Origin of the sequence: Brevibacillus daliensis, from assembly GCF_021245735.1 — a bacterium.
In the GTDB taxonomy this organism is placed as follows: Bacteria; Bacillota; Bacilli; order Brevibacillales; family Brevibacillaceae; genus Brevibacillus_B; species Brevibacillus_B daliensis.
Genome location: NZ_JAJISB010000029.1, coordinates 38,687 through 51,341, shown reverse-complemented (window position 1 = coordinate 51,341; position 12,655 = coordinate 38,687). Strand labels below are relative to the sequence as shown.

Sequence of the window (12,655 nt, the reverse complement as noted above, 5' to 3'; positions counted from 1 at the left end):
ACTCACTCCCTTTTCCACTAGTAATTACAATTCCATTTTTTGTTTTTCTGGATTGTACTGAATAAAAGTTTTAAAGGATTTTAAGAAAAGTAAGGGGATAAATAATATGGTTATTGCTATAAAACCTGAAAATACAATGTATTTTATCGGGAAAAACTCGCCTAACAGACCTCCTATAAACATGGCCAACGGCGCAAGTCCCATCGTGAGAGTTCCCTTTATTGAGGATACCTTGCCCCTCATTTCCTGGGTCACCGTTAGTTGTACTGTCGATTCGATCAGTACATTTACAATTGCATTGCATATCCCACCGAAAAATAACCAAATGGCCATGAGTATAAAATCGTTCATCAAGACTGCGGTTGATAAAACAATCCCTTGCAACAGCCCTGAAACAGTAAAAACCATACTTTTATTTTCAGGCTTGATACGAAATACGGATGTAAAAATCATTCCCGCGAGCATACCTAGCGTAAAAATGGCAAGAGCGATCCCGTATTTTACTTCTCCCAGATTCACTGAATTTTTAAACATCGGTGCAAGCAATACAATACTTATCGTTGCAAAGAAGTTTAAAAAACCCGCTAAAACAATTAAGTCTCTAAGTCCTTTCATCTTCCAGATATACCTAAACCCGTCCTTCATATCCTCCCAGAAATTATATTGCTGATCCTGACTCGTTGACTTAGGAATTTTCATAAAAAGCGCGAGAATAAATGAAATGATATAGGAAATGCCATTACATAAGAATAGAATTGGCGGGCCTACGACATGATACAACACACCGCCAGATGAAGGTCCAAGTACTTGAGAAAAGGCACGTAACATGCTTAAATTGGCACTGGCCTGTACAATTTGTGACGAGGGAACAATATCTGGGATCGTTGATGTGACTGCAGGATTAAAAAATGCAGCGCATATGCCCAGCGTAATCCCTGCAACAAAAGCCATCCAAATTTCAAGAAATCCAAAAATGGCTGCAACACCCACAAAAATAATACATACCCCACGAATGAAATCCATTAAAAGAATCATTTTTCTTCTGTCGGTACGATCTACAATTACGCCTGCAAAAGGAGATATGAGGACTTTAGGAAGCATAGATGCCGCTAACAGTGCACCCATCAACCCTGGTGAACCTGTTTCGTAGAGTATCCAAAAGGTTAAGGCGATTTCATAGATGGAATCGCCTAAAGTAGAAACCAGCTGTCCTTGCCAGAGCAAAAAGAAATTCTTTGACCATAACCGCTTTTTGGGTTCGCTTGTGTTCTCCATTTTTCCTCCAGTCGAGAACTAAAACAAAAAGAATCGCGCTCAGTTTGGAGCAACAACCCGCTCACTCACCGAACACGATTCTCTTGTTCTAGACCTATTGATTCCTGTTTTCCGTGCAAAATTGCGAATAGCTTTAGTTCATTGACCTATCACAGCGCTTTTACTAGCTATGAGCGTAAAAATCGCCTGAATGGGCTTGACATTATTCCACTCCAAATCATTGTCATTGCACTAAACTGTGTTCGTACATCGGGTAGGAATAAAACCCTTGTCCGGATTTCCTTCCGTGTGTTCCTGCTTCTACCATTTTCCGAAGATGCGGGCAGCAACGAAACTTCGAATCCTGATAGCTCTCGTATAAAATATCGAGTGAATGAACGACGGTATCCAGGCCTATCAAATCAGCAGTTTCAAGTGGTCCCATTTTGTGTCCAAAGCACTTTTTAAATACATCGTCTACATCCTTCGGCTCTGCAACCTGATCTTGAACGACGAACGCAGCCTCATTCATCATCAGATGAGAAATACGATTGGACACAAATCCCGGTAGGTCGTTAACAATGATAGCCTCTTTATTCAAAGTAGCGAGCAGATTAATAGTAGCTTCAATGGTTTCCTCCGAAGTATGGAAACCTTTGATAACCTCTACTACCGGTTTCATGATTACCGGATTCATATAATGCGCGCCGATAACTTTAGTTGGCCTATTGGTTAGTGAAGCAACTTTCGTAATTGAAATACAAGAGGTGTTAACAGAAAAGATGCAATGCTCAGGGCAAATACGATCAAGCGTTACATATACGTCTTTTTTAATCTCCCATTTTTCTGGCACATTCTCAATGACATAGTCTGCATCCTTTAATAAGTCATAATTAACGGTAAAGCATATTCGATTGAGAATGGTTTCAGGCTTCTCCGCAATGAAATCTTTGTTGTACAACCCTTGAAAACGAATGTTGTTGGCGATTTGCTCTTTGGCTTTCTTAAGAATATTTTCTGAAATATCAACGAGTATTACGTCGTATCCTGCTAGTGCAAAATTATGTGCAACTCCAGTCCCCATAACGCCTGCACCAATGACTCCAATGACCTTCATGTTTCTTCTCTCCCTAAATCATATTGGAAAACCATATCGTTCTTGATCTCATTGGCTTACCGCAGCGCTTTTTCTCGCTATAAGCGTAGAAATCGCTTGAATAGACCTGAAATTGTTTAAGTCCAAGTCATTGTTATCGATTTCGACACCGAACTCCTTTTCCATAAACATAACCAGCTGCATGGCAAAAAGAGAATTGACTTCCCCAATGGCAAAAATATCATCGTGATCTTCTAATTGCTTACTTTTAATAAATTTACTTAAAAATGCGCGTGTACGGTTTTTGATTTCTTCCATTGTTATACACCTCTATTTGATAGTTTTTTACTTACATGGCGCTCAGGGCGCTTTTTAATCGCATAAATTTTTTATACGTTAAAAATTCATAATCCAGATTGATGATCCTTGATATTTTAGTAAGCGAATCATCCAAGCTAACTTCAATAAAACTGTCTATTCCCCATTCACCTAATTTTAGAATGGAGGAATTCCAATTCATGGGACTTGCCATATTTTTGATAAGCTCATTCTTTAAATCAGAAGCACTTTGGATGACAGTCTGAGTAAAGACGGATAAAATCGGTATCTCTCCATTAGAAATGGGAGTCTCCTCAACCAGATTTACGAACATGTCAATCCCCCTTGCTGCATAAGGAGAATGAAACGCATATGGCGTATTGATGAATGAGGCCTTTATAGCCCCCTCTTGCTCAGCGATTTTCAAAACCTGATGAACACTGTCCTTGATTCCTGAAATAACGAGACAGGTATCATTATTTTCACTAGCGATATAAACGTCATAATCCGTTGAATAATTGGCAATGATATCGCGAATCTCACAATATGTCTTGCCTACGATAACCCCCATACTGCATGAATCAGCATAACCTTTGGGATATTCGTATATCGTTTCAAGCATTCGCAATCCAGCAGCAAAAGAAATGGACTTGCCACACGCCATAGCGGTGATCAAGCCCATACTGTACCCTACCATCATCGCAGGTTTTATTCCGGAATCAACATATTGCTGATAAACAATATAATCACATGTATAAATGGCAATCCAATCATAGAACATCTTGTCGTATTCCATATGTTCCATATCATGAGGTTTAAATAGATAGACATACAAATCTATCCCAATCTCCTCATTCACAGTCGAACAGTATTGCTTCAGGGTACCAAGCTGTTCTTCATCAAACCTGTCCAAAAAATCTCGATAGTCCGCTCCAACACCCTGAAAAAGAAAGGCCCGCTTTTTATTGCTTAACTTGTTCATGACCAACCTCATTATTCTGGCATAATTCGTCTTCAATAATTTTTACGATTTTATCGACATGATCATTAATGAAAAAGTGGCTGCCCGTAAAATAATAGGACTTGCTTTTTTGTTCGCATAAATCATCCCATGTAATCTTTTGGATACTATCAATCTTATCTTCTAATCCATTCAACACAGATATATTACATTTTAATTTTTCCGTTCTTTCCTTAAACTCATAGGTTTCCATTATCCTGATGTCATTTTTTAATATCGGTAAATAAAACTCCATTAATTCTTTACACTGAGTCAGCTCCTCATGGATGCCTCCTAGTGCAATTATTTTTGTAATAAATTCATCATCAGACATTGTAAAACTAACATACATATTATCCTGCACAATGGGTGATTGTCTTCCTGAGAAAAAAATATGCTGTGGCTTCTGATGTCCTTCTGCTAAAACTTTATAGTACAGCTCGTAGGCCAACAACGTCCCCATACTATGACCGTATAGGGCATATTTTTCCTCCTTAATTTTATCTTTTATCATCGAATAAATATCGTCTACAGCTTCTGATATATCCTGATAAAAGCCATGACCAAATCTCTCCCCCCTTCCCTTTAGTTCGATAGCTTCTATTTCCATAGCGTGAGTAGTGAATGTATTCCAGTTTGAATAGGCACGCTTAGATCCACCTGCAAACGGTAAACAAAACAATTTCATTGGCACGTTCTCCTCCGAAGTAACAAGTAAACAATCGTCTTTAATTGATTAAGGAATTTATTTCAGACAAAATATCATCTACTGATTCTTCATCACTGGCTGCGATGACATTCTCTTCTTTCTCTTCAAAGCTCATAGCTTCAGTTAATAAATAGTCATTTAATTTTCTTAAAGACGGATAGTTGAAGAATACGGAAATATCGACTTGTACATGTAATAGAGCTTTTATTTCGTTCCTTAATGAGAAAATCATTAAGGAATCTACTCCCTGTTCTGTAAAGGAACTATCTATGGATAATTGACTGACATCATTAAATCCGATAATGTTAGCTGCTGCTCTATGCAATAAGGTTAATAAATACTCACTTCTCTCCGTTTTGCTTAAACCTTGCAGTTTGGCGACAACATCTTCCTTAGCAGCTGTATTTTCTCTTTGTTCTCCGAGCACAGGGGTGTTCGTAATGAAATTCGTTAAAAACGCTGTCACTTCATCTACACCTGTTCTCTGACTAAATAACTCCCAATTTGCATCGACAACAATGATTGAAGAAAGATCCTTATGAAATACTTTGTCAATCATTTTCTTTCCAAGCTCTTTCGACATTCCATAAAGTCCTTTATTCTCGATGTTCTTTAAGATATTGCTGTTACTTGTGGCCATTCCAGCTTCTTCCCAAGGTCCCCAGCATATTGACATTGCTGGCATTCCCAGACTTCTTCTGTATTCTGCAAAAATATTCATAAAATAATTGGCTGCTGCATAATTGGCTTGCCCCATATTCCCCACTACCGAAGAAATAGATGACATCATAACAAAGAAATCCAAGCTCTCATCTTTTAAGGCATGATGTAAGTGATAGGTTCCCCCTACCTTTGTTTTGAATACGTTTTCAAAGCTGTTCCAAGTTTGATCTTTTATCATCTTATCTTCAATGATTCCGGCTGCATGAACGACACCTTTAATCTTCATGTTGTTCTGTTTCAGTTTTTGTACTACTTCGATTACGTCAGCTTCGTTACTCACATCAGCCTTTTCAACGATGATCTGGACACCTTTTTCCTTCCACGAGTTCACGGTTTCAAGCAATGTGCCCGAAGCTTGACTTCTACTTAATAATACGATGTTTTTAGCACCCTGTTCGATCAGATACTCAGCATAGATTTGACCTATTGTTCCGGTCCCGCCTGTGATCATATATGCGGCTTCTTCATCGATCCGAATCGTGAGATCCTCTTTGCTAGCACGGCTCTTGGAGTTTCGAATCAGCCTAGGAATATACCTCTTACGGTGATCCCTGAGCACAACCTGTTTATCTTCTCCATGCATGATTTCGTTGATCATCTCATCGATATGGTTATTCAACATATGGAGATCCGTATCAATAATGCCATCCCACAACGGCGTATGCTCGAGCCTAATGACCTCGGTAAATCCCCATAATGGAGCTTGATAGAGAGATGTAGCTACGCCATCTACCTGATGTACATTATTCGTTATTACTTTGATTGCCATTTTATGTGAGTAATTTAATTCTGTTATGGATTGTACAAGGTACAATAAACCACTGCATTCCTTTTCCACTGTACTCAATAAATCTTCTGCATGTAGATGATTTAGCTTGGCCTCATCCGTTGTGCTTATATAGATTAGCTTACATTTTTCTTTTTCATATCGACTCGCGATACTCTTCAGAAGCTTCTTAACATCGTGTTTATTGGTGTACGACATAAAAAATAGATCATTCTCATGCTCGACATATTTATCTGCTTGTATGACTCGTATCGAAGATATTCCATTGCTATTCAATTTTTCATGGAATTGATCAACGATATCCGGGTCATTTCCGAATAATACAATTCTTTCATTTCCATTCGCTTTTACATTTTTGCTTGTTCTTGTTGCTTCCATCCATTCCATGTTATAGAGCATACGATCGCTGTTACTATTTAACTCTTTGAGTAAGGTATCTCGCTCTGTTATCTTCGCCATGATACGTTCAATTTCAAATACGATTTCTCCCTTTTCATTGTAAACATCGATATCGCCCACTACCCCAGATTGTTGAGAATCATCTACCTTAATATGGCACCAGAAGCTCCCAGCGTCTCTGTAGTAATACTTTAATTTACCTAACGATATGGGAATAGCCGTCTTTAATGTATACTCCTCACTCTGCGAATCCATCCGCATACTCAATTCGGAAACAAAAAATACAGATTGGAAGATAGAGTCTATGGTACCAGCGTAGACGATATAATCTTTCACATCGGGAATGTCCTTTTTGGGGTCAATAAAGCAGACTCCTTCAGCTTCACCTTTCCACACTTTCGAAATTCGTGTAAAGCCATCTCCTAATTTAAACCCAAACTTTTTCATCACATCATAAGCATTAACTCCAGATGTTACTTCAGGATACCTGTCTTTTAACTCGTCGATCGACACACGCTTCTCATGCTCATGTCCCTGGGACATCACAATATTGCCCTTGCAATGTTTAATCCAATTCTCATGCTGTGATTGCTTCTCTGTACTTACAAGTTCAAATTTCATTTGATCTTGATTCGTATCTTCGATAAGAAATTGCACGACCCGCTTTTCGTCTTGTATAGCTGTTAGGGGGGCATGAAATTCCACATTAGATATCGTACAGCTTAACGGATTTCGAAATTCTTTAGCGATCGATACAAGCATGGACATGTGGGCAGCAGCAGGAGCTATCGCCGTATCGAAAATAATATGTTCTTGCATAAAATACGGATTTTCCATGGTATAAGTGCTCTGATATATGGTTCCATTTTTAAAATAAGGGGTACTGATTCTCTGCCCAATGAGCGGATGATAATCCTTACTTGCAATAGCGGGCACGTTGTCTTCATGAGAGCATACTGGCTGCATCCAATAAGATTCTCTATCAAACACATACGCAGGCAATGCTACACGATTGTAGTCACGATCAAAGCTTGTCTCGAGCCCTTCCCAATGAATGGTTACGCCACGGCAATACAATTCTCCCAGGCAATGCGTGATTTGCTCCCATGCATTTTTCTTCATATCCAGTGAGTTTACCAACATCTTCTCTTCATTAAGGATGAGCTTCCCAAGTGAGCATAATGTATTGTTTGCTCCAATTTCGAGGAATATGGTATTGTGTACATCCTTTAATTGAGATAATGCATGATAAAAATCAACTTTATCTTTGATATGATTCGTCCAATAGTCAGCGTCTAATAATTCTTCTTTTTCCACAGCTCTGCCGAGGGTAGCCGATATATAAGGCAGCTTGCTATATTTAAATTCCACCTCATTCTTCGCAACTTCTCTAAATGGTTCCAATATCGGAATCATAAGATGGGAATGGAATGCATGAGATACATGCAATCTATTTACTTTTATTTTTCTGTTTTCCGCTTCTTTAGAAACTTCCTCAACAGCATCCAGCTCTCCGGATATGACGATACTTTCTTCCGCATTATGCAGGGCAATAGATAGCTTATCCTCATAGCCCTTTAGTAAAGCTTCAATCGTAGCTTTATTCGTATAAATAGCAGACATCGCACCTTTGCCCGGAGCTGAATCCATTAATCGACCTCGAAGCGCAACCAGTTTCACAGCATCGTCAAGACTCAATATGCCTGCTGCGACTGCTGCCGTATATTCACCTATACTATGGCCCAGGACGGTTTCCGGAGTAACCCCCACGCTTTCCCAGAACTTTAGTAATGCATACTCAATTGAAAATATCAAAGGCTGTGCATAGAGGGTTCTTCCAATGTCTTTGCTGGAATATTTATCGCTATAGATCATGTCGACTAACGATTTATTTACATAAGGCTCAAACAATTGATCACATTCGTCAAAAGCTAATTTAAACGAAGGATTGTGATCGTACAGTTCTTTCCCCATGCCTAAGTACTGAGATCCTTGTCCTGTAAACAGGAACACCAGCTTTGTTTCCTGATGCAAATCGATCTTTTCATTATGCCTCGTTGAAATTCCAACTTTGTTGTTCGTATCCAAATAGGCTTGCAGCCTGTTCATTAATTCCTCTCGGTTTTTACCAGAAGCAGTAAACCTGTAAGTAAAATCAACCTTGGCCTTGTTATTGGTATAAGCATAATCTTTAATAGGGATCTGAGGATTTTTCTTCAAGTATTCAAGATTGCTTTTAATATTTTCATATAGTGACTTATCACTTTTGGCTGATATTTTTACGATAGAGATGGGATCCGTATCTTTTGTAGGTGGTGTTTCTTTCTTTGGCGGCTCTTCTAAGATAATGTGGGCATTGGAGCCACCAAAGCCAAATCCGTTTACGCCCACTCTTCTTAATCTACCATCGCTTTTCCAAGCCCTATTTTCTGCAATAACGGATATCGGTGATTTCTCCCAAGGGATAAAAGGGTTAGGCTCATTAAAGTTCAAATTCGCAGGTATTACCTCGTTTTTGAACGCTAATAGCACCTTTATAATACTAGCCACTCCTGCTGCCGCTTCTAAATGCCCAATATTTGATTTAACAGAACCAATCTGAAGAGGATGGTCCATAGCTCTGTCTTTGCCATAAGTGTTAACAACAGCCTTTACCTCAATAGGATCACCCAGCTTTGTACCGGTTCCGTGCATTTCCATATAATCAATATCGGAATAATCCAATCTAGCATCTTTTAGCGCTTTAGTAATTACTTTCTCTTGAGCTAAACCATTAGGTGCCGTTAATCCGTTGCTCTTGCCATCTTGATTGATCGCAGTACCTCTTATGATACCAAGTATATTATCGTTATTCTTTATTGCGTCGCGAAGGCGTTTTAAGATCAGTACCCCGCCACCTTCACCTCGTCCATATCCGTTTGCAGCAGCATCAAAGCTTTTGCTTTGCCCGTCAGTGGATATGGCTTCTAGCTTTGAGAAGCATACATGAACTGCTGGTGAAACCATCAAATTCACGGCACCCACGACTGCGGTATCTACCTCACCAGATTTAATGGCTCTGCAGGCCAAATGAAGTGCCGTAAGGGAGGAAGAGCATGCCGTATCCACACAAAAGGATGGCCCTTCAAATCCAAACGTATAAGATATTCTGCCACAAGCCGTACTAAACGTTGTCCCTGTAAGCGAATAGGCATCTATCTTACTTAAATCTCCTGATTTATAGTGGGCAAACGAATATTCTTCTCCTGCTATACCAATATATACACCAGTGTTGCTTCCATAATGCTGCGCAATATTGATGCCTCCATTTTCAAAAGCCTCCCATGTCAACTCAAGCAGCAATCGTTGTTGTGGATCCAATGACTTGGCTTCTTTGGGCGATATATTAAAAAACTTCTGGTCAAAACGATCAATGGGTACGTTCAAAAATCCGCCTTTTCTAGAATACATTTTTCCAGGCTCTTCTTTGTCAGCACTGAAATAGTTATCTACATCCCATCGGTCCTCAGGCATATCACAAATCCCGTTAATCCCATTAATTAAAACATCCCAATATTCCTCAGGACTATTGGCTCCCCCTGGAAAGCGACAGCTAATCCCTACAATCGCTACATCTTCCTGAGAATTATTTTCTCCTTTGTCTCTACCCGTATCCTCATCATTTTCTGCATATTCTTCTACTTTGTTTAATGTGTTAAATAAAAAGTCCGCATACAGGTTGATGTTGGAATGTTCAAATATCGATGCTACTTCGATATCAACTCCAAATTGGTTCGATACTTTTTTCGTAAATAGTGGTATATCAACCGATACCAATCCTAAACTGATAAATGGCTCATTATAATTCACAACTTTTTCATCCAAAATTTCTTCTACTAATTCTGCTAAAAACGCGATAATCTCAGGTTTTGTAAACGTTTTCTCTGAACTCATTTTGTCTCATCTCCTTAAAGGTTCCTTTCTTTCCTTTTCAGCGATTACTCATTTCTTGATACATATAAAAAACAGCCTTGAGTTCCAAAAGAACGTAAGGCTGTTTCTCCGCTACTCTACACTTTTCAAGGATTCAATCATATTGATTCGTGACACTTTTCTCCGAAGCAGTAAGCTCGAGAGAATGGTGAGCACGAATGCAAGAATGACAGCTATTACCATGACAAACAGACTTAATTGATTCGGAATTTGCTGATGGGCGCTCGACAGTGACTTAACTACTAGGGTATACATATAACCACTAATCGGTAATGCTACAAGAACCGCAAAAGTGGTGAGTATGATGTTCTCAAAGAAGATAAGCCGGTTTATTTTATGCTTGGGATAGCCTAATACCTTTAGTGTGGCCAGCTCACGATTCCTTTCATAAATGTTTATGGAAGATATCGTATAGATGGCGCCAAAGGAAAGAACGACGGCACAAATGATAAACATGATAAAGATAAAACTATTTTGCTTCAAAATATATTGAGCCGATGCCTTTAAATCATCCTTATCTGCGATTGTTTCTACCTGTTGATCTTGTTCGAAGAAACTGCGAACACTTGTAAGTTCTGTAGCGCTGCTAGCTTCCACTAAAAGCGAGGTTGGATTGTACTTGATGCCCAAACTCTCGAGATACGCTGGCGTGCTATAAAACGATGGGTTCGAATACTGGTTGGATATTTGTAAAACCTTCATATCGATCGTTTTATTAGCAAACTCTGGTCCGGTGAACTTGATTTGGATGATATCCCCTTCTGCAATCTGATAGTTGTCGGCATATGATTTGGGTACAAGCACACCACCGTCTTCCAATGCAACCCGATTAGCATTTTCATCGAAGAAATGAATGAGATTGTTTTCTTTTTCCGTAACAACTAAGGTTACATTTTTGTTATCATTACCTTTTATGAATTCCACGGGAAAGGTGGATAAATCATAACTACTTTTAATGCCGTTAGGTAGTTGTAACGTATCCGGAGCTGTTCCTTTCTTATAATCGACTCTTAAATCATAGGTATTCACCTCTTCAATCTGGTCAGCTACTTTTTGTAAAGATGTCATCGTACCAAAAGCAGTAATCAATAAAACCGTGCTCACTACAACACCAACGGAGCTTGCTATCGCTTTTGATTTATTTAAAAATATATTTCTCAAAATGATTTTGTAGTTGTAGGAAATATGACTCCAGAGGCCCGGAATTCTTTCGATGAGCAGCTTCTGCATCTTCTTAGGCGGTTTAGGACGCATCGCCTGAGCTGCACGTTCTTGTAGGATGGCTCTGCCACTTAAGTAGCAGGACAGGATTCCAAACGCACTCGAGAAAAGGATAGGTGGAATCACAGAAGTTAAGGATAGGGAGAACATAATGTCAGGTAGCGCGTAGGCTTTCGCATTCGACGCTCTTATCATTGGAATAAATACATTAGTGGCAAGGAGACAACCTAAAATGGAGCCTGTGATCCCTACCAGCACAGGATATCCCATATAATGAAGCATGATGTTTCTGTTTTTTATACCCAACGCCTTCATGATACCTACTTGATTTCGTTGAGAATCAATGATCCGCGACATGGTAAGGAATAGAATTATCGCTTCGATTATAAAGAGAACCAATGGGATAACCTTGCTCATCAAGTTATTGTTATGGATCGTTTGTTGTAGTTGAGAATAACTGAACATCCGCTCTTTACTAATTTGGCTTACATAGGAGAATTCTTTAGATTGTGCTTCTATTGATTGGCCTAATTGGTTAATATCGTAACCTTCCTCGGCGTCGATCAAGATTTCATTATAGTAAAAGCCGCCTGCAATTTGAGGGATGGCCACTTCAGTTATATACGCTATGCCGAAGGATTTATGGTCTTGGATTGCGTTCTTTTTGGCATATTCCACATTCTCGCCCAAGCCGCTAATGGTGAACGTCATATTCTTGTCATTCACACTTATCTGAATTTGATCACCGACCTGGTACTGATGCTCCTTGGCATAATGGGAATCTAGCAAGATTTCATCCTTTTGTAACGGAATCTTGCCCTCAATCAGTTTAGACGTATTGATTTCGTTGTTTACAGGGATCGAATGAATCTTTAAGGTAGCTTTCGTATCTTCAAAAGCTTGCGTCGCATCCAAGGTGTACCGTCCTTCGATTTTCTTTATACCTTGGATTTCACTTAACCCCGCCACGTCCTGCTTGGAAATTTGGCTGTAATAGACATTCAAGTCGCTTAAATTATGCTCTTTATAGTAAGCCTTCGTATAAGCGCTAAGATTATCGCTTAACGTGACCAGCCCCGCATAGAAAAAAGCGCCCACTGTGATAACCAACACAAAGGCGATAAATTGCCCGATCGATAGTTTTATATCCCTTAACAATTTTAATAATAACTTCAT

At 39.2% G+C, this 12,655-nt stretch carries 7 protein-coding genes; all 7 read right to left on the bottom strand.

Features of this window, described 5'->3' with window-relative positions; translation table 11 throughout:
* Positions 1 to 24: 24 nt before the first annotated feature.
* A complete protein-coding gene (locus LM917_RS18380) occupies positions 25 to 1,275 on the bottom strand; it encodes an MFS transporter (RefSeq protein ID WP_232699158.1) in 1,251 nt (416 codons plus the stop codon).
* A gap of 223 nt (positions 1,276 to 1,498) precedes the next feature.
* Positions 1,499 to 2,371 (bottom strand): 3-hydroxyacyl-CoA dehydrogenase family protein, encoded by an 873-nt coding sequence (locus tag LM917_RS18375; protein WP_232699157.1) that lies wholly within the window; start codon positions 2,369 to 2,371, stop codon positions 1,499 to 1,501.
* Positions 2,372 to 2,419: 48 nt separating this feature from the next.
* The gene (locus LM917_RS18370) at positions 2,420 to 2,668 is read right to left on the bottom strand and encodes an acyl carrier protein (RefSeq protein WP_232699156.1); all 249 of its coding nucleotides are present in this window, start codon (positions 2,666 to 2,668) and stop codon (positions 2,420 to 2,422) included.
* Positions 2,669 to 2,699: 31 nt separating this feature from the next.
* Entirely contained in the window at positions 2,700 to 3,650 is a 951-nt protein-coding gene (locus LM917_RS18365) for an ACP S-malonyltransferase (protein ID WP_232699154.1), read from the bottom strand.
* The gene (locus LM917_RS18360) at positions 3,631 to 4,356 is read right to left on the bottom strand and encodes a thioesterase II family protein (RefSeq protein ID WP_232699152.1); all 726 of its coding nucleotides are present in this window, start codon (positions 4,354 to 4,356) and stop codon (positions 3,631 to 3,633) included. The genes LM917_RS18365 and LM917_RS18360 overlap by 20 nt, the downstream gene beginning before the upstream one ends.
* Before the next feature lie 40 nt (positions 4,357 to 4,396).
* Positions 4,397 to 10,219, bottom strand: a complete 5,823-nt coding sequence (locus LM917_RS18355) for a type I polyketide synthase (RefSeq protein WP_232699150.1) — start codon at positions 10,217 to 10,219, stop codon at positions 4,397 to 4,399.
* Positions 10,220 to 10,330: 111 nt separating this feature from the next.
* A complete protein-coding gene (locus tag LM917_RS18350) occupies positions 10,331 to 12,655 on the bottom strand; it encodes an ABC transporter permease (protein ID WP_232699217.1) in 2,325 nt (774 codons plus the stop codon).

Bases quoted from the DNA above. Each gene is read 5' to 3' on its own strand.
- LM917_RS18380 (WP_232699158.1), bottom strand. From the start codon at position 1,275: ATGGAGAACACAAGCGAACCCAAAAAGCGGTTATGGTCAAAGAATTTC.
- LM917_RS18375 (WP_232699157.1), bottom strand. From the start codon at position 2,371: ATGAAGGTCATTGGAGTCATTGGTGCAGGCGTTATGGGGACTGGAGTT.
- LM917_RS18370 (WP_232699156.1), bottom strand. From the start codon at position 2,668: ATGGAAGAAATCAAAAACCGTACACGCGCATTTTTAAGTAAATTTATT.
- LM917_RS18365 (WP_232699154.1), bottom strand. From the start codon at position 3,650: ATGAACAAGTTAAGCAATAAAAAGCGGGCCTTTCTTTTTCAGGGTGTT.
- LM917_RS18360 (WP_232699152.1), bottom strand. From the start codon at position 4,356: ATGAAATTGTTTTGTTTACCGTTTGCAGGTGGATCTAAGCGTGCCTAT.
- LM917_RS18355 (WP_232699150.1), bottom strand. From the start codon at position 10,219: ATGAGTTCAGAGAAAACGTTTACAAAACCTGAGATTATCGCGTTTTTA.
- LM917_RS18350 (WP_232699217.1), bottom strand. From the start codon at position 12,655: ATGAAGTTATTATTAAAATTGTTAAGGGATATAAAACTATCGATCGGG.